This window comes from Knoellia sp. S7-12 (assembly GCF_040518285.1).
Lineage (GTDB): Bacteria > Actinomycetota > Actinomycetes > Actinomycetales > Dermatophilaceae > Knoellia.
This window is the reverse complement of the sequence record NZ_CP155449.1, coordinates 1008252-1026820: the sequence shown is the minus strand read 5'-3', so window position 1 is coordinate 1026820 and position 18569 is coordinate 1008252. Positions and strand designations below refer to the sequence as shown.

Sequence of the window (18569 nt, the reverse complement as noted above, 5' to 3'; positions counted from 1 at the left end):
CCTGCTGATGTCTGGACGTGCGAACCACAGCCAGCGCGCGACGATCTACTCCGTCGCCGACGCCGCAGGGGTCTCGATCGCCACCGTCTCGCGCGTCTTCCAGGGCCCGGGCACCGTTGCAAAGGGCACCCGAGAGCGCGTCCTCGCCGCGGCCACCGAACTCAACTACGTCCCCCTCGGCGCAGCCCGCAGCCTGGCCGTCTCCCGCCACGAACTGCTCGGCCTCGTCCTCCCTGAGCTGGGCGGTCCCTACTACTCCGAGCTGCTCATGGGCTTCGAGTCCCGCGCCTCCGAACTCGGCCTCGGCGTCATCGTCGTCGTCACGCAGGGCAAGCCCGACCCCAGCCGCGCCATCCGCCAACTGATGTCACGCGTCGACGCGCTGGCCATCCTGGGCTCCGACCTTGACGACGAGACCTTGGCCCAACTCGCGATGGCCAAACCGCTCCTCTCCCTGGCCGGCGCTGCCGGCGGGGTCATCGACAGCCTCGCCGCCGAGAACGTCACAAGCGCCGAGCAACTCACCCGCCACCTCCTCGAGCACGGGCGGCGCTCGTTGCTCTTCCTCGGAGATCCCGATGCCGGTGCAGACATCGCCGGCCGGTATGCCGGCTTCTCAGCCGCGCACGCAGCTCATGGACTCGAGGTGGCCGAGCCGGTCCGGATCGGTTTGCGGGAGTCGGACGGCACCGCCTTCGCGGCGGCATACCTCGCGGGTGAACACCGCACCGACGCCCTCGTCTGCGCCAACGACGAGCTCGCACTGGCCGTTCTCGGCCACCTCCAGGACCACGGCCTCTCCGTGCCAACCGACGTCGCCGTCGTCGGCTGGGACGACGTCATGGCCGCGCGCCATGTCCGACCGGCCCTCACCACGGTGCGGCAGCCGGTCCGCGACCTCGGCGCTCTCGCGAGCGAGCGCCTCCACGGCCACCTCACTGGTCTCGCCGCCACCAACGGCTCCTCCCCCACCCACGACATCCTCCCCACGCAGGTGGTCATCCGCTCCTCCTGCGGCTGCACCACATCCCCTCCTGAAAGGCACCTCCCATGAATGCCCACCCCACGTTCACCCGCCGGACGGTCTTCGTCGTCGCGGGTCTGACGGCCACGACCCTGGCCCTGTCCGCCTGTGGTCGCGAAGCCGACAGCGGCGGAGCCAACGCAGGCGCCTCCGCCAAACCGATCGCAGAAGGCAAGGCGACCGGAACGCTCACTGTGTGGGCGATGGGCGCCGAGGGAGAGAAGCTCCCGGCCCTCGTCAAGGAGTTCGAGGCGGCCAACCCCGGCGCCAAGGTCGAAGTCACCGCGATCCCGTGGGATGCCGCGCACGACAAGTTCGCCTCGGCGATCACCGCCGGGCAGACACCCGACGCCGCCATGGTCGGCAGCACCTGGATGGGTGAGTTCGCCGGCATGGATGCCCTCGACCCCACCCCTGAGGGCATCGACAAGGCCTCGTTCTTCGAAGGGGCCCAGAAGACCACCGAAGTCGACGGCACGGCATACGGCATCCCTTGGTATGTCGAGACGCGACTCGTCTACTACCGCACCGACCTCGCCGCCAAGGCCGGCTTCAGTGAGCCCCCCAAGGACTGGGACGGGCTCAAGGCGATGGCCAAGGCCATGCAGGAGAAGGCGGGCGCGAAGTTCGGCATCGGCCTGCAGGCCGGTGGCCAGGGCTCGTGGCAGTCGATCATGCCGTTCGCCTGGTCCAACGGTGCCAACCTCACCAAGGACGACGGCAAGGCCTACAACTTCGACACGCCCGAGATCGCCGAGGCCGCGAAGTACTACCAGTCCTACTTCACCGACGGGATCGCCGACAAGGCCGCCCCGGCGCAGCCGACGACCGAGCCCGACTTCGCCAGCGGTCGCGTCCCGATGTTCATCAGTGGCCCGTGGATGATGTCGGCCGTTGAGAAGGTCGGCGGCGCCGGCTTCAAGGACAAGTACTCCGTCATGGCGATGCCGACCAAGGACTCGAGCTCGTCGTTCGTCGGTGGCTCGAACTTCGTCGTCTTCAAGAAGACGGAGAACCGCGACAGCGCCTGGAAGCTCGTGCAGTGGCTGGCGCAGCCTGAGACCCAGGTCAAGTGGTACCAGCAGTCGACTGACCTGCCGTCGGTAAAGTCCGCGTGGGAGGACCCCGCCATCAGCGCCGACGACAAGCTCGCCACCTTTGGCAAGCAGCTCGAGACGGCTCAGGCCCCGCCGACCTTCCCGTCGTGGGAGCAGGTCATCACCAGCTTCGACACCGAGATGGAGAAGGTGACCAAGCAGAACGCTGACGTCGGCGCGGCACTCAAGACGGTGCAGCAGCAGGCCGAGTCCATCGGCACCGGTCAGTGACGCCATGACCACGACAACGCCGGTCGCTGCCGACAGCCGGGCCGGGCGCTCCAAGCGCCCGTCCCGGCGCGGCCGACAGGAAGGGATCGCGGCCTGGGTCCTGGCCCTGCCGTTCTGTGCCCTCTTCCTGATCTTCACGCTGTGGCCAGTGCTGCAGTCGCTCTTCATGAGCGTCACCGACACGAAGTCGAAAGACCTCCGGACGCCGTTCTCGGTGGACATCGTCGGTCTGGACAACTACACGCGTGCCCTGTCGGATCCGGTCTTCCGCAAGGCCATGTTCAACACGGCCTACTTCGTGTTGATCGGTATGCCGCTCACTCTCGGTCTCGCCCTGGCCGCAGCCCTCGCTCTGGACAAGGGAATTCGCAGGTTCCGAGCGGTCTTCCGGCTCGGCTTCTATCTGCCGGTCATCACCTCGATCGTCGCGGTGGCCGTCGTGTGGCGCTTCCTGCTCCAGCATGAGAGCGGGCTGATCAACACCGTGCTCGGCTGGGTCGGCATCGACGGGCCCAACTGGCTCGGCGACCCGAACTGGTCCATGCCCGGCCTCATCATGATGGCGTCGTGGCGCAACTTCGGCACGCCGATGATCATCTTCCTCGCCGGGCTCCAGAGCGTCCCCGCCATGCTCCACGAGGCGGCCAAGATCGACGGGGCCAGCGCGTTGCAACGGTTCCGGCACGTCACGATCCCGATGTTGCGCCCGACGATCCTCTTCGTGTCGGTGACGACCTCGATCGGCTACATCCAGTTCTTCGAGGAGCCGCTCATCATGACCAACGGTGGTCCGCTCAACAGCACGATCTCGATATCGATGTACACCTACAAGCAGTTCGGCTTCGGCAACTACGGCTTCGCCGCGTCGATGAGCTATCTCATCTTCGTCATCATCGCCGTGGTCACCGCCATCCAGTTCCGCCTCCTCCGGGAGAACACATGAGCACCCTTCCCGTCCTGTCCAGCACGACCGGATCGGCTTCGAGCTCTGCACCGGATTCCGAACCCGAGACCTCGACGGTCACCGCCAGCGACGGACAGCCCAGTCGCTGGTGGCTCTACGTCATCCTCTCTCTCGTCCTGCTCGTCGTCGTCGCACCGTTCGTCTGGATGGTGCTCGGCAGCTTCAAGACCCAGGGCGAGCTGCTGCAGCGTCCGCCGACGTGGTGGCCACAGGCAGCCACCTTCGACAACTACACACAACTGTTCACCCGCCTGAACTTCTCGCAGTACTTCGTCAACTCCACGGTCGTGGCGGTGGTCGTCACAGCGGGCAACCTGCTCTTCTGCTCGATGCTGGGCTACGCCCTGGCGATGCTCGACTTCCGCGGCAAGCGGGCGTTGTTCCTCGTGGTCATGGCAACGCTGATGATCCCGGGCGTCGTCACCTTCGTGCCGCTCTTCGTGCTCGTCGCGAACATCGGCCTCATCAACAGCCTGCCCGGCCTGATCCTGCCGTTCCTCGTCGCACCCTTCGGGGTCTTCCTCATGCGCCAGTTCTTCCTCGGACTGCCGCGTGACCTGCTCGACGCGGGGCGGGTCGACGGTGCCAGCGAACTGCGCATCTTCACGCGGATCTTCCTGCCCCTGTCCGGGCCGGCCCTCGCGACCCTGGGGATCCTGACGTTCCTCGGGAGCTGGAACAACTTCCTGTGGCCGCTCGTCGTCGCCCAGCAGGAGGACAAGTACACCCTTCCGGTCGCCCTCGCCCTCTATTCAACCGGCCAGAACTCCACGCAGTACGGCCTGCTCCTGGCGGGCGCCACGATCGTGATCCTGCCCGTGCTCGCCGTCTTTCTCGTCTTCCAGCGCCGCTTCATCGAGGGCATCGCCACCACCGGCATCAAGTAGCCCGATCCGCTCAAAGGAGAGCTCCATGTCCGAGAACCCGATCACCCCTGTCACCCGTCGCACCCTCGTCACCGGCGCCGTCGCCCTGACCGCCTTTGGCCTGGCCCCCAACGCCAATGCCGTTGCGGCACAGCGTCGCCCCACTCGCACCACAGCCACCACGGCAGGCACCGCGTGGGACGAGGTCACCGTCCGACGTTGGGCCCGTGACACGTGGCGCAGCCTCGATGCCATGACCGATCCCCGCACCGGCCTTCCCGCGGACAACATCCCCGAATCGCTTGCGGCACAGGACCGCTCGGGCTACACCTCCCCCACCAACATCGGCGGCTACCTGTGGAGCGCCATCGTGGCGCGCGAGCTCGGCGTCATCAGCCGTGGCGAGTGCACCAGTCGGATCCTGCGCACGCTGCGCACTCTGGCGCGCATGGAGCACCACGAGCCGAGCGGGATGTACTACAACTGGTACGACGAGGCGACCGGGGACGCACTGCGCAGCTGGCCGGGCTCTGGCACCACCGTCCACCCGTTCTGCTCGAGCATCGACAATGCCTGGCTCGGCGCTGCCCTGCTCGTCGTGGCCAGCGCGGACAAGGGCGCTGCCCAGCAGGCGCGCCGACTCTTCAGCCGCATGCGCTGGGACGCGTACTACAACCCCGGCACCGACCCGGCGCACCCCAGCGTGCGGCCCGGTGGGCTCATGCACGGCGGGTTCTTCCCCTTCGACCACGACCGTCCGGGCGGCGTCTACAAGGGAACCCACATCGGTGGAGATCCGGTCTGGCTCTCGAACCACCACTACGACACGGCTGTGTCCGAGACCCGGATCACGAGCTATCTCGGCATCCTCACCGGCCAAGTGCCGGCGCGGCACTACTTCGCTGCGTGGCGCACCTTCCCGGCGACGTGCGACTGGTCCTGGCAGGAGATGCAGCCCGTGGGCGAGACCCGTACCTATCTCGGGATCGATGTCTACGAGGGCGCCTACACCTACCGCGGCATGCGGATCGTGCCCGGCTGGGGCGGCTCGATGTTCGAGGAGCTCATGCCCGACGTCTTCGTTCCGGAGGCGACGTGGGCGCCCAAGAGCTGGGGTCGCAACCACCCCCTGCACGTCCGCGCCCAGCGCGAGCATGGTCTCGACGAGGCGGGTTACGGCTACTGGGGCTTCTCGCCGTCGAGCAACCCGGCCGGCGGCTACCGCGAGTACGGCGTCGACCCTCTCGGCCTGGGCCCCGGCAACGAGCCCGGCAACGGTGCCAATGGGTACTTCTCTGACCAGGAGATGACGAACTACGACGTCGGCTTCGGTGACTGCCGACCGGCGACGAACCCGAACCCGACCTATGGCGACGGCGTCGTCACTCCCCACGCGTCCTTCCTCGCGATGATGCACGAGCCGCAAGAGGCCTTCGCCAACCTCGCCAGCATCGAGCGTGACCTCAAGGCCTATGGTCGTGGTGGCTTCTTCGATGCGGTCGCCGTCCGCTCAGGTCAGGTGGCGCGGCGCTACCTCTCTCTCGACCAAGCCATGGTCATGGGGGCCGTCGGCAATGTCCTGTGTCGCGACGTCATCCGGCGCGCGTTCTCCACCCCCGCGGTGGAGCGCGCCCTGCGACCCGTCATCGGTGCTGAGGAGTTCGGCGCCGGCACCACCTGAGTCAGGAGCACCGCAACCTCATGAAGCCCGTTACCCGCACTGCCAGCGACGGCACGACCTACCGCGACCTCAACGGCAACGGAGTGATGGACCCCTTCGAGGACCCACGCCTCGACGTGGAGGCCCGCGTCGAGGACCTCCTCACCCGCCTCAGCCTGGCCGAGAAAGTCGGCCTGATGTTCCACACGGTCATCGAGGCGGGTGAGGACGGCCACGTCCTCGAGCACCCGGGCAGGATCAGCAAGTCAGCCACGAGTGATGTCGTGCTGGGCAAGCACCTCACCCACTTCAACGTGCACGCTCTCGGCGAGCCGCGTCTCGCCGCAAGGTGGCACAACGAGCTCCAGGCGATCGCCGAGAAGTCTCCGCACGGCATACCCGTCACGGTCTCCACGGACCCACGGCACGCCTTCCTCGAGAACGTGGGCACCTCGTTCGCCGCGAACGGCTTCTCACAGTGGCCGGAGTCCCTGGGGCTGGCAGCTCTGCGTGACCCGCAGCTCGTGGAGCAGTTCGCGGACATCGCGCGCGAGGAGTACTGCGCCGTGGGCATCCGCGCCGCCCTCCACCCCACCGTCGACCTCGCGACCGAGCCCAGGTGGGCGCGCCAGCCGCAGACGTTCGGACAGGATCCGGCGCTGGTCACCGAGCTCGGCCTGGCCTACCTGCGCGGCTTGCAGGGCGCCGAGCTGGGCGCAGACAGCGTGGCGTGCACCGCGAAACACTTCCCCGGTGGAGGTCCGCAGAAGGACGGGGAGGACGCTCACTTCCCCTACGGGCGCGAACAGGCCTACGAGGGTGGGCGATTCGACGATCACATCGAGCCCTTCCCTCCTCTGATCGACGCCGGTGTCGCCGCGGTCATGCCCTACTACGGCATGCCGATCGGGCTCACGATCGATGGTGAGGCCATCAAGGAGGTCGGCTTCGGCTACAACGAACAGATCGTCACCGGCCTGCTGCGCGAGGACCTCGGCTACGACGGCGTCGTCCTCACCGACTGGGAACTCGTCAACGACAACCACGTCGGCGACCAGGTCCTGCCGGCGAGGGCCTGGGGCGTCGAGCACCTCACCCCGATCGAGCGGATGGAACGCATCCTGCGCGCCGGCGCCGACCAGTTCGGTGGTGAGGAGTGCGTCGAGCTGCTCCTCGAGCTCGTGCGCGACGGCCGGGTCACGAAGGACCGCGTCGACGCGTCGGCCCGCCGTCTCCTCGCCGTGAAGTTCCGACTCGGACTCTTCGACAACCCGTTCGTTGACGAGGAGGCCGCCGCTTCCACCGTGGGACGTGAGGACTTCACAGCGGCGGGGTATGCCGCACAGGCACGTTCGGTGACCGTCCTCCAGAACGCGATGGTTGGCTCCACTCCTGCGCTCCCTCTCACCGGGAAGCGCAAGGTTTATGCCGAGAACTTCTCCGATGAGGCCGTGGCCACGTTGGGCGATCGAGTCTCGCAGCCGGCCGACGCCGATGTCGCGATCGTGCGGCTGGCTGCCCCGTTCGATGCCCGGGACGACCTCTTCCTCGAGGCGTGGTTCCACCAGGGCTCCCTGGACTTCCCACCCGGCCTCGTCTCGCGGCTCCAAGCCATGGCTGACGCGTGTCCCCTGATCATCGACGTCGTCATGGACCGCCCCGCAGTGCTGACCCCGTTGCTGCCGTTCGCTTCCGCTCTTGTGGCGAGCTATGGCACGAGCGACACCGCACTCGCGGACGCGCTTGCCGCAAGGATCACCCCCCAGGGGAGGTTGCCGTTCGACCTGCCGCGCTCGATGGAGCAGGTGCGCCAGCACCCTTCCGACGTCCCCGGCCTCGATGACCCGCTCTTCCCCTTCGGCTTCGGCCTCTCGACGTGAGCTGACCGACCGACGACTCTTCGCCGAGGGCGGTTTGGGTCACGTGCTCACGACGGGGACGAAGCGCGGCGGCAGGAGCGGGTTGAGCGCGTCGAGGAGCGCGTTGACGTAGGTCGGTGGGACGTGGCGGTCGGGGGCGCTTTCCAGTTCGCCGATCTCCAACCCGACGACTTCGGACTCGGCGAGCACTTCTGCGGTGGCGAGCAGGTCAGCGAGCGTCATGCCGTTCGCGACCCGGTAGTCGGTGGGGACCGTGCCTGCGTCGAGGACGTCGCAGTCGATGTGCACGTAGACGGGGCGGCCATCCACGAGGCGACGCAGGTCATCGGCCATGGACGGCCCCACCTTGACCAGTGCCACCGTTCCCCCGTCGATGAGTTCCTGCTCGGCCGGGTCGAGGTCGCGGGCTCCGACCAGGACGGCGTTGTCGGGATCGAGACCGCCTCCGAGTCCAGAGTCCCAGTATCCGAGCGGGCCACTGTAGGCGAGTCCCCCGAGATAGCCCGTCGTGGTGTTTTCTGGGGTGTTGAGGTCGGCGTGTGCGTCGAACCACACCACCACGGCGTTCGGGTGGTGGGCGGCGACCACGGGCAATGTCGCAAGCGCCACCGCGCAGCGGCTCGAAGCCGTGATCGGGGTCAGCCCCTCCCTGAACGCCTGGTCCAGGTGGGCAGCCATCGCCTTCAGGGTGGGAGTAGCTGCGGCCAGTTCTTCCTTCCACCCAACCGACAGTGCGGGCTCCGGCGTCCCGACGACGGTCGCCTCGACACCGATGTGTGCCGACAGGGCAGCGGCCAGTTCGCGAGACCCCACCATGGCAAGGTCGTTGTGGTCACCGGCTCGTCCCGCGAAGTGGGTCAGCGCCACGCGTGACCTGCCATCGCGGGGAGTGGCCGGCGGTGAAGAGTCCGTAGGTGAATGGCCCGTCGGGAGGGTGGTCGGGGTGGGCATGGGATTCTCCTGTGTCGCGGTGCATGCGGGTCACCAGCGACGTTAGAAGCAGGCGATGTGGACCGACAACCGCCATCGTGTCGACATTGTGCGCGGCATCGCAGCAGTCTGCGGTCCCGGAGTAGGCTCATTGCGTGCTGGACAACCTGGATCATCGCCTGATCGCCGTGCTGCGTGCCAATAGCCGCACCCCGGTGGCAGTGCTGTCGAGGGAGCTCGGTGTCAACCGCTCCACCGTGACGTCGCGAATCGAACGGCTTGTGGACTCAGGCGTCATCGAGGGGTTCACACTGCGCCTGGGCAACGACGTCGACCGGGACGCCGTCCGGGGCGTCACCATGGTGGTCACCGCTCCGAACGAAGGGCAGAGCGTGGTCCGTGAGATTCGTGGCTACCCCGAGGTCGAGCGGCTCCACTCCACCACCGGCGCATGGGACCTCGTGGTGCAGCTGCGATGCCGCAGCCTGTCCGAGTTCGACCTGGTCCTCGAACGCATCCGCAGCCTCCCCGGTGTCCGGGACACCCAGACGAGCCTGTTGTTCAACTCCCTCACTGCGCCTTAGCGAACACGAGGCGCGAGCGTCAGCGGCGGCGACGTGACCGGCGCCCGTCCTCGAGAGGGGTACGCGGTGGAGACGTCGGCACGACGTCGTCGAGGGCGATCTGGGCCCCGACGAGGACCAGCCCGGCGCCGATGAGCACCAGCCCGAATCGCGTGTGGTCCAGGCCAAGGAGTCCGGCGCCGACCACGGCGACCGCTCCCCCGGCAGCGAGGGCGCGCGGCACCTTGGGGACCCGGCGTCGGGCCTTGGGTGCGATGAACAGTCCCCACATGACCGCGACGAGGACGACAGCGAGGACGCCGACGACAAGACCTCCGAAACCTCCACCGGCGAGTCCTGACGCCAGCATGAAGACGCCGACCATGAAGGCGAACTCGATGATGAACGCGAGCAGCCCGAGCACGATGAGCATCAGGACGGTCTCTCGACCCGACCGCGCGTGACCTCTCCGGCGGACCCGGTCCGGTGCGCGGTGTAGCGCGGTGCAGCGGCAGAGCCGTCGCCAGGTCCGAATCCTCCGGCGCCTCCGAGACGTTCGGAGATCGCGCGCCCGGACAGCCGCTCGCCGGCGATCTGCTCCTGGAGTTTGATGATGCCGTGGAGCAGGGCCTCAGGTCGCGGCGGGCAACCGGGGACATAGACGTCGACGGGGATGAGCTGGTCGACGCCCTTGGTCACGGAGTACGAATCCCAGTAGGGCCCACCGGAGTTGGAGCAGGCGCCGAACGAGATGACGTACTTGGGCTCGGGCATCTGGTCATAGAGGCGGCGGATCGCCGGCGCCATCTTGTCGGTGACTGTGCCGGACACGACCATGAGGTCGGCCTGACGCGGGCCGGGCGCGAACGGGATGACACCGAGACGGATGAAGTCGTGGCGACCCATCGATGCGGCGATGAACTCGATCGCGCAGCAGGCCAGGCCGAAGTTGAAGACCCAGAGCGAATAGCGGCGACCCCAGTTGAGGATGACCCGGATCGGCTTCGGTGCGTGCTCGCCCACCGGTCCGACGCGCGGCATCGGCAGCATCACGGGCTGGTCAGCACTCACGAGCCCACCCTAGGCGAGCGGACGGCACCCCGGCGTGTCGCGTCCCGGAGGGGAGGAATTGGCGAGTTGGGGACGGTCACGGCAGGGCCGGCAGTGCTGGCAGGGCCGGCAGTGCTGGCTGTCGCAGCCACACGTCAAACAGGCCTGCGAGCCGCCGACCGGCTGCACGGTCACAGAGCGCCTCGAACTGGGCGGTCGTGACGACGCCACCGTGGTGTCGCGTCACCCAGTCGCGCAGGATGGCGAAGAACGTGACGTCGCCGACCTCGCTCCGCAACGCGTGCAGGGTCAACGCGCCTCGCTTGTAGACCCGGTCATCGAACATGTCGGATGCACCCGGCGCGCCGACAAGGATGTCCTGCGCCGACGTCGCGAGCTTCTGGTGGTGGCGCACCGCCTGCTCCTGCGCGGTGGCGATGCCGGCAGCCTCGGACCACAGCCACTCGGCGTAGCAGGCGAAGCCCTCGTGCAGCCAGATGTCGCTCCACTGCGCTGCGGTGACGGCGTTGCCGAACCACTGGTGCGACAGCTCGTGGGCGATGAGCCGCTGCGCGTCCCACGAGCGAGTGCAGTGGTTGGCGCCGAACGTCGACACCGCCTGCGACTCGAGCGGGATCTCGAGCACGTCGTCAGTGACGACGACGGCATACTCCGCAAACGGATAGGGACCAAAGAGCGTGCTGAACACCTCGATCATCCGCGCCTGGTCGGCGAACGCCTGGCCGGCGACCGCACGCAGCCGCGCCGCGTGGAACAGCCGCACCGGAACGGCAGCCCCGGCAACCTCGGTCGTCTCGTAGCGCCCAATCTGCACGGTCGCGAGGTAGGGCGCCATCGGCTCGTCCATCGCATAGGTCCATCGGGTGGCCCGGCCGGCCTTGCGTCGCTCGATGAGGCTTCCGTTGGCAACGACGGTGTATGCCGTGTCCGTCGTCACGCTGATCCGATAGGTCGCCTTGTCGGCGGATCGGTCGTTGCACGGGAACCAGGACGGGGCGCCGTGAGGCTGCGCCGCGACGATGACGCCGTCGGCCAACTCCTCCCAGCCCGCACGACCGTCGGGACCGGGAACGGTGCGGGGCGTGCCGGCATACGCAATCGTCAGGGTCAGCACGGTGCCGGCGGGCACCGTCTCGCCGAAGCGGAGCGTGAGCCGCGACGAACGGTGCGACCAACGGCTCAGGGTCGCCCCCTTGACGTCCACCCGCGTCACCTTGAGGGCGTGCAGGTCGAGCGCAATGGTCGGGGTGTCGCTGTCGAGGGTCACGGTGAGCTGGGCACGACCCGTGAGGTGGTTGCCGGCGGCCTTGTAGGTCAGGTCGAGCTCGTAGCGGTCGACGCCGTAGGCCGTGTCGCCGTGGCCGGGCACGTAGGGGTCGGCGTCGATGCTCGTTGCGTTCGCGCTCACTCGTCCACCCATGGTCCGACAGGGTTGCCGATCCAACGGGTCCGATCCGGGACCGACTCGCCGCGCATCACCAGAGAAACCGGGCCGACGGTGGCGTGCCGGCCGATCTGGGCGGCGGGCAGGATCACGGAGTTGGGTCCGAGGGTGCCGCCACGCTTGACCGTGACCGTGTCCATCGACAGCACCCGGTCGTGGAAGAGGTGGGTCTGGACGACGGTGCCGGCGTTGATCGAGGCGCCGTCGTCGAGCCGGACGAGGTCAGCCTCGGGCAGCCAGTAGGTCTCGCACCAGACCCCGTCACCGATCCGCGCACCCATCGACCGCAGCCACAGGTTGAGTGCGAGGGTCCCCGTCGCGGCCCGGGCGAACCAGGGCGCGGCAAGGACCTCGACGAACGTGTCAGCGAGCTCGTTGCGCCAGACGAACGATGACCAGAGCGGGTGGTTGCCCGGACGAAGCTGACCAACGAGCAACCACTTGGCGGCGGTGGCGCTTCCGGCCGCGAACGCACCGGCTGCGAGGAGGACGAGTCCGCTGAGGAGCACGGCCCAGATGAGTCCTTGGGCGAGGAGCACCTCAATGGCGGCGACGACAACGACGACGAGGGCAACGTGGATCCAGACCGGGACAGCTCGCAGCGCCTCCACGACCGCACGGGCCACGCGCAGCTGCGTGGGCGGCGCGTAGGTGCGGCTCGACTCGGTGTCGGAGCCTTCGCGACGCAGGGGCCGCGGTGGGGAACCCAACCACGAGGTGCCGGCCTTGGCCTTCTTGCGGCGAGGTGCCGCGGACAGGACTGCCACGAGCCCCTGCTTGGGGACCTTGCGGCCGGGGGCGGCCATGCCGGAGTTCCCGACGAAGGCGTGTTTGCCAATGCGGACGTCCTCGACGCGCAGCCACCCTGCACCCAACTCGTAGCCCGCGATCATCGTGTCGTCGGCGAGGAAGGCCCCGGCACCGACGCGAGTGAACTTCGGGATGAGGAGGACGGTTGACGCCTCGACGTCGGGGCCGAGGTCGGCGCCCAGTGCACGCAGCCAGGCCGGCGTGAGGCTGCTCGAGTAGAGCGGGAAGAGCCAGGTCCGCGCGTCATCAAGGATGCGGATCGTCGACCAGGCCTGCCAGGCCTGTCGTCCGTGGACCGGGTGAGCGCCGGCGTGCAGCCCGATCGCCAGCAGCCGGACGAGCACGAGCATCATCGCCGCGAGCGCGACGAACCCAATGGTGGCGCCGAGCGGAACCCACAGGAGCGCAGACCCCAGAGCATCCGAGACAGACGTCGAGCCACGCAGCGCCGGCACGGCCACGGTGGCACCGACGGCGATGGCCACGATCGGGAGGAGGGAGACGAGAACAGCAGACACGGCATACGCCATCAGCCAGGCCGGCCGGTTGGCCGCGATGTGATCGTGCCAGGGTCCACGCGCTGTCCCGGAGGGCTCTGCGGGTGCGCCGGACCATGATTCGCCGGCGGGGACGATGCCGAAAACTGCTGAGCCGGGGGCGATCTCGGCGCGCTCACCGACGTCAGCCCCGGGCAGGAGAGAGCTCCGGGCACCAACACGCGCACCCTCGCGGACTCGGATGGGTCCGACGATGAACTTCGCGCCGTCGATCCAGTGTCCGCGCAGGTCGACCTCGGGCTCGATCGAGACGCCGGCTCCCAGGTCGAGCATGCCGGTGACCGGGGGCACCGAGTGCAGATCGACATCGTCGGCAACAGTGGCACCGAGGGCGCGGGCGAACACCTTGATGAACGGAGCGCCCGAGACGTTGGCCGCGCCGAGCTCGTCGACAAGACGCTCGGCCAGCCAGACGCGCAGGTGCACCGCGCCGCCACGGGGATACTCCCCGGGCTCGAGGTCACGCAGCAGGATGCGGACACCAAGGGCGGCCAGCGCCATCCGGCCCACCGGCGAGATGAGGAGGAGCCAACCGAGGGCGAGCCACCACCAGGGCACGCTCGGCAGCCAGGTGTGGTCGAAGGCAGAACGGGCGACGGCGTTGCCGAGGCCGATCCAGGTGATCCAGCGCAGGCCCGAGATGCTGCGCAGGGCGAACGACGCGAGGAGCTGGGCCGCCTGGGTCTTGGCGGGGACCGGTGGGACGTCCCGGTTGAGCCGACCGGTCGGCGTCTCCATCTCGTCCAGCGCAGCGGCGAGCGATCCGAGGCTCGAGTGCTCATAGATGTCGGCGACCGTCACCTCGGGGAAGCGCTCACGCAGCCGACTCACCAGCTGGGCCGCGCTGAGAGAGCCACCGCCGACGTCGAAGAAGTCCTCGTCAGGAGTGCTCGGCGGGCCGCCCAGGATGCTCGCCCACAGGCCCGAGACCCAACCGGCGGTGTCGCTGGCGTCAGCGCCAGCGACCGGCGCCGTGGGTGTCAACGGCCAGGGCAGGGCGTCGCGGTCGATCTTGCCGGACGTGCGGGTCGGCAGGGTGTCGACGACGGCAAGACGCGGCACGAGGGCGGCCGGCATCGACTGACGCATCGACTCGGTGGCGGCCCTGGCGTCGAATCCGTCGTCGGTCGTGACGTAGCCGATGAGCAGGGTGTTGCCGGCCTCGCTCTTGCGGACGGCGGCGGCAGCCCCACTCACCCCCGGCAGTTTGAGCAGGGCGCTGTCGATCTCACCGAGTTCGATCCGGCGACCACCGACCTTGACCTGGTCGTCGGCCCGACCGAGGAAGACGAGGCCCGCGGGATCGTTGCGCACGAGGTCACCCGAGCGGTAGGCGCGCTCCCAGCCCAGGGCGGGCATCGCGGCATACGCCGCCTTGTCCTTGGCTTCGTCGAGGTAGCGGGCCAGACCGACGCCTCCGATGATGAGTTCGCCGCTCTCGCCCTCGGGCACGGGCCCACCGGTCGCATCGACGACGGCAAGGTCCCAGCCGGCGAGCGGGAGGCCGATGCGCATCGGCGGCTCACCGGTGAGCTGGGCCCCGCAGGCGACGACGGTGGCCTCGGTTGGGCCGTAGGTGTTCCAGACCTCACGACTCTCATTGGCCAGGCGGGCGCCGATCTCTGGCGGGCACGCCTCGCCACCGAGGATGAGCAGGCGGACGTCCGAGAGCGCCTCGGTCGGCCAGAGTGCGACGAGCGTCGGCACCGTGGACACGACGGTGATGCGGTTGGCGGTGAGCCACGGGCCGAGCTCGACACCTGAGCGGACGAGAGAACGGGGTGCGGGGACGAGGCACGCGCCGTAGCGCCACGCAAGCCACATCTCCTCGCAGCTCGCGTCGAAGGCGACGGAGAGTCCCGCCATGACACGGTCGCCGGGGCCAATAGGGCTCTCCTGCAAGAACATTCGTGACTCTGCGTCGACGAAGGCTGCCGCGTTGCGGTGAGTCACGGCAACGCCCTTGGGCTTGCCGGTGGAGCCGGACGTGAAGATGATCCAGGCGTCGTCGTCGGTCGTCGGGTCTTCGCGTGGCCGGCTGTCCTGTGCGGCGTATGCCGTGTCGTCACCGAGTGCGGACTGCTCACCCACCGCGCGCACGACGAGGTCCGTGGTGATGATGGCTGCGACATCGGCCTCACCGAAGACGATCTGAGCGCGCTCGTCGGGGTCGTCGAAGTCGACGGGGACGTAGGCCGCGCCCGCGACGAGGATCCCGGCGATGGCGACATAGAGATCGAGGGTGCCGGAGGGGATCCGGATGCCGACGCGGTCACCGCGCTCGACGCCCGCGGCCTGCAGGGTGTCGGCGACGTCCGAGGCAGCGTCGGCGAACTCGCCGTAGGTGAGGACGCTCGTGCCGTTGTCGACGGCGGGTGAATCGGGGTTGGTCTCGATGGTGGCGCGCAGGATGTCAACGAGAGTGCGTGGGCTCGGGGCCTCACTCCCTCGCAGAAGCGGGGTGCTCACGTCCAGCGCAGCAGTCCGCGGCGGGCGGCATGCAGCAGCCCGATGACGATGATGCCGATGAAGACCGCGATCTCGACGAGCGACGCGGCTCCCAGCTCGGTGTCGCGCAGGACGTAGGCCCATGGGAAGAGATAGACGGCGTCGACGGCGAAGACGACATAGAGGAAGGCGAAAGCAAGGTAGCGGACCTGACTCTGGGCCCAGCCTTCGCCCACGGGGTCAACACCGGACTCATAAGTGGCGAGCTTGGCGGTCGAGGGGGCCATCGGGGCGAGGAGGCGGCGAGCCCCCATCGCGGCGATCACCAGCACCAGTCCGATGCCCAGCACCCCGGCTGCAGCGAGGTATCCCGTCATGGCCACAGCCTACCGAGGGCGGGGAGGGGCCAACGCCCCAGCGCCACCCGGCGAGATGAACAATGCGGGAAGGGCGGCGGCCGCTCGGCGACCACCGCCCAACGGCGCCCCTTCGACTACCGACCCAGCCGAACGGCATACGCCGAAGGCCTGGCACGGCAGTCGGTCAGGGTCACTTCAAGTGACAGGCCCCATAGATGGACACGTCCGTGTTCACCTTGGTGTTGATGGAGAGTTCGGCTCCGTCCGCGTCATAGAGCGACGCGACGTGGTGACCGGGCTTGTCGATGACGAGATGCGGCTTGCCGAATCCCTGCTTGCCGGCGACGGCCTGAACGGCCGCCCACGCCTTCGGCCAATCGGCGTCGCTGATGCCACCACTGGCGCCTCCACCGTTGAAGGTGGCGCTGGATGCATTGGAGATCTCCTCGAACTGCGGCTCCCCACAACCGCTCTCGGTGTCGAGGACGGGCTCCGCGGTCAACCACTCCAACTGAGGAACGACCCCGCTGAGCGCCGTGCGCACCTCCGTCAACAGGCTGAGGCTGTCTGCCTCTGCCTGGGCAAAGGGTCGCCTCTTCTCGAGCTCTGCGCGTGCATCCACTGAAGAACCTCCTTGTGTGTCGCCACAACCAGCCAGCAGGAGCGCCGCGAGCGCACCGGCCACCATCGTGGTCACTCTCATCACGGGATCCAGCCCGTGAGCTTCTTGTAGCCCTCGCCCACGACGTCCTTGGTCCCCTCGCCGATGTCCTCAGCGAGGTCCTTGCCGTCCTCGTAGGTGTCCACCACGACGTCCTTGCCATCCTCATAGGTGTCGACGACGGCGTCCCTGCTGGTGTTGTAGGTGTCCACGACAACCTTCTTACCGTCCTCGTAGGTGTCGACGGCGAAGTCCCTCCCCTGTTCATAGGTCTCCACTGCACCATCCTTCACGTCGCCAGCGATCTCGACGCTCTTGTCCCTCACCTCCACCGCTGTTTCGTAGCCGTCGGTCTTGACCTGCCCCCAGAGGTCCTGCTTGTTGGGATCATGTCCCTCGATGGCCTGCTCGGGGTGCCCGCTCGCGACGGCTGCCATGGAGTGCTGGCTGGTGGTGCCGTCGTCGAGGTACTCGCTGTGGCCACTGCTGCGGGCGAGGGGACGACCGTCGGGGGTGGTCTCGGCGTCGGTCTCGAGGTGCTTGACGCCGTCAAGGTAGGTGAGGTCCCCGCCGAACCTCCCGACATCGCCCACGAGGTCGTTCTTGGTCTCCGCGTAATACGTCGTGCCCGTTTTCGTCTGGTAGTCGTCGATGTCCATCGTGCCGGCTCCCGGCGAGCCGAACAGGACCGTGCGGTCGACCCCCGTGTTCGACTCCTGGAGCGCGATCCCCGTGGTCGTCGAACCATAGGAGTGTCCGAGGGCGGTGATGTCGGGGTCGCCCATCCGAGAGGTGTTGATCCCGCGATAGAAGTCCGCGAGGCTCGCACCACCGGTCTCGGCCGCATCCCTGGACGCGACGGAGATGTCGGGCAGGGCCTGCGGCGCTTGGTACCCCATCCAGGTGACGGTGGCGACGGTCTTGGGACTGCCGTCGGCGCTGACGTCGCCCTCGGCGAGCAGGATGGCCTCCATGCGTCGCTTCAGCTGGGCCATGTCGGTGTCATAGCCACCCATTCCGGGAACGTTGGACGTCATCCCCGGCGTGAACACGGCGACCTGGTCGGCAGTGTCGAGGTTGCCGTTGACGACGATCGCCTCGGTCCGCTCCTTGCTGAAGTCGAGGCCAGCGAGCTGGTGCACCCCCTTGCGGCCCAGCATCTCGTCGATCTGTTCGATCGACGCCTGCTCCTCCTCGAGGTCCTTGCGCTGCGCTGGCGTGAGGTCGGGGTCGTCCAGCCGGTCCTGCACCCAGTCCCGACGTGAGTCGAGGATGTTGCGGTTGGCCAGGTCGCGCGAGGTGAAGTCGACGCCGTCGCGGTTGCCGATCCACTCGGGGAACTTGGCGATGATCTCCTTGCGCTCGTCCGGGGACATCGTGGCCCACCACGCCGCGTTGTCGCTGGGAGTCCCGCCCTCGGGTGGTTCCATCACGCCAAGGTCGCCTTCGACCTCGCCCAGTTTCGAAGCCTGGGCAAGTCCCCCGGCCCCGGCTCGGATCTCGTTCTTGTCGATCGCGACGAGGACGGCGTTGAGGTCCACATCGACGTCGTCGGCCTTGCGCAGAGCCTGCTCGATGAGGTCGACACACTCGGTGATCAGCCCGTTGCGCTCGTCAACGAGCACCTTGTTGTCGTGCTCGTTCCCGGTGTCGATGGCCGGACCGTCATCGCTGACCACACCCGCATCGGAGATGAGGAGCTGGTTCGCCGACGCGAACGATGTGGCAGCGTCCACTGCCTGTTCCACCCCGCGCACCGCGTCAGCCGCGTCACAGACGGCGGTGTATGCCGTGGAGACCTCCGCAACGATGTCCTTGAGGTCCGAAGTGACGGTCTTGAGCTTGCCCCGCGAGGTCTCGGAGGCGGTCCCGCGCCAGCGCGCCGGCAGGCCCATGACCTCGAGCTCGTCGGCGAGATCGAGCATCGACCTCCGAGCGATTCGGAGATTGGTTTCAGCGGTGTCCAGCGGGCCAGGTCTCCACTTCTTGATATCCCCCCACGTG

The 18569-nt window shown here is 68.1% G+C and carries 15 protein-coding genes; 7 read left to right on the top strand and 8 right to left on the bottom strand.

All coding sequences use genetic code 11. The annotated features are described in order from the left end of the window. The first annotated feature begins 7 nt into the window (after window positions 1–7). From V6K52_RS04900 to V6K52_RS04875, 6 genes are read left to right on the top strand one after another with little or no spacing between them, the layout of a single operon-like run. Window positions 8–1054, top strand: a complete 1047-nt coding sequence (locus tag V6K52_RS04900; protein WP_353952775.1) for a LacI family DNA-binding transcriptional regulator — start codon at window positions 8–10, stop codon at window positions 1052–1054. After that, window positions 1051–2352 (top strand): sugar ABC transporter substrate-binding protein, encoded by a 1302-nt coding sequence (locus V6K52_RS04895; RefSeq protein ID WP_353952774.1) that lies wholly within the window; start codon window positions 1051–1053, stop codon window positions 2350–2352. The genes V6K52_RS04900 and V6K52_RS04895 overlap by 4 nt, the downstream gene beginning before the upstream one ends. A gap of 4 nt (window positions 2353–2356) precedes the next feature. Further along, window positions 2357–3295, top strand: a complete 939-nt coding sequence (locus V6K52_RS04890; RefSeq protein ID WP_353952773.1) for a sugar ABC transporter permease — start codon at window positions 2357–2359, stop codon at window positions 3293–3295. Beyond that, window positions 3292–4203 (top strand): carbohydrate ABC transporter permease, encoded by a 912-nt coding sequence (locus V6K52_RS04885; RefSeq protein WP_353952772.1) that lies wholly within the window; start codon window positions 3292–3294, stop codon window positions 4201–4203. Before V6K52_RS04890 ends, V6K52_RS04885 begins: the two co-directional genes overlap by 4 nt. 25 nt (window positions 4204–4228) lie before the next feature. Then, window positions 4229–5863, top strand: a complete 1635-nt coding sequence (locus tag V6K52_RS04880) for a glucoamylase family protein (RefSeq protein ID WP_353952771.1) — start codon at window positions 4229–4231, stop codon at window positions 5861–5863. A 20-nt stretch (window positions 5864–5883) separates the two neighbouring features. Then, window positions 5884–7722, top strand: coding sequence for a glycoside hydrolase family 3 N-terminal domain-containing protein (locus V6K52_RS04875; protein ID WP_353952770.1), 1839 nt, complete (start codon window positions 5884–5886; stop codon window positions 7720–7722). Window positions 7723–7761: 39 nt separating this feature from the next. Here V6K52_RS04875 and V6K52_RS04870 read toward each other — a convergent pair whose 3' ends face one another. After that, window positions 7762–8673: an arginase family protein gene (locus tag V6K52_RS04870; RefSeq protein ID WP_353952769.1), complete on the bottom strand. Its 912-nt coding sequence runs from the start codon at window positions 8671–8673 to the stop codon at window positions 7762–7764. 134 nt (window positions 8674–8807) lie between these two features. Here V6K52_RS04870 and V6K52_RS04865 point away from each other — a divergent pair, with 134 nt between their 5' ends. Continuing rightward, complete coding sequence (locus V6K52_RS04865) at window positions 8808–9236, top strand: Lrp/AsnC family transcriptional regulator (RefSeq protein ID WP_353952768.1); 429 nt, start codon at window positions 8808–8810, stop codon at window positions 9234–9236. Window positions 9237–9255: 19 nt separating this feature from the next. On the opposite strand, the gene V6K52_RS04860 is transcribed toward V6K52_RS04865, so the two are convergent. The 7 genes from V6K52_RS04860 to V6K52_RS04830 all read right to left on the bottom strand — a co-directional run bounded on the left by V6K52_RS04860 (window position 9256) and on the right by V6K52_RS04830 (window position 18490). Continuing rightward, on the bottom strand, window positions 9256–9648 hold the full coding sequence (locus tag V6K52_RS04860) for a DUF2568 domain-containing protein (protein WP_353952767.1): 393 nt from the start codon (window positions 9646–9648) through the stop codon (window positions 9256–9258). After that, on the bottom strand, window positions 9648–10265 hold the full coding sequence (locus tag V6K52_RS04855; protein WP_353953719.1) for an NADH-quinone oxidoreductase subunit B family protein: 618 nt from the start codon (window positions 10263–10265) through the stop codon (window positions 9648–9650). Before V6K52_RS04855 ends, V6K52_RS04860 begins: the two co-directional genes overlap by 1 nt. Before the next feature lie 97 nt (window positions 10266–10362). Continuing rightward, complete coding sequence (locus V6K52_RS04850) at window positions 10363–11694, bottom strand: M1 family metallopeptidase (protein WP_353952766.1); 1332 nt, start codon at window positions 11692–11694, stop codon at window positions 10363–10365. Then, a complete protein-coding gene (locus tag V6K52_RS04845) occupies window positions 11691–15566 on the bottom strand; it encodes a Pls/PosA family non-ribosomal peptide synthetase (RefSeq protein ID WP_353952765.1) in 3876 nt (1291 codons plus the stop codon). Before V6K52_RS04845 ends, V6K52_RS04850 begins: the two co-directional genes overlap by 4 nt. Then, window positions 15563–15922, bottom strand: a complete 360-nt coding sequence (locus tag V6K52_RS04840) for an NADH-quinone oxidoreductase subunit A (protein ID WP_353952764.1) — start codon at window positions 15920–15922, stop codon at window positions 15563–15565. The genes V6K52_RS04845 and V6K52_RS04840 overlap by 4 nt, the downstream gene beginning before the upstream one ends. 172 nt (window positions 15923–16094) lie before the next feature. After that, window positions 16095–16592: an LppA family lipoprotein gene (locus tag V6K52_RS04835; RefSeq protein ID WP_353953718.1), complete on the bottom strand. Its 498-nt coding sequence runs from the start codon at window positions 16590–16592 to the stop codon at window positions 16095–16097. 14 nt (window positions 16593–16606) lie between these two features. Further along, complete coding sequence (locus tag V6K52_RS04830; RefSeq protein ID WP_353952763.1) at window positions 16607–18490, bottom strand: alpha/beta hydrolase; 1884 nt, start codon at window positions 18488–18490, stop codon at window positions 16607–16609. Window positions 18491–18569: the final 79 nt, after the last annotated feature.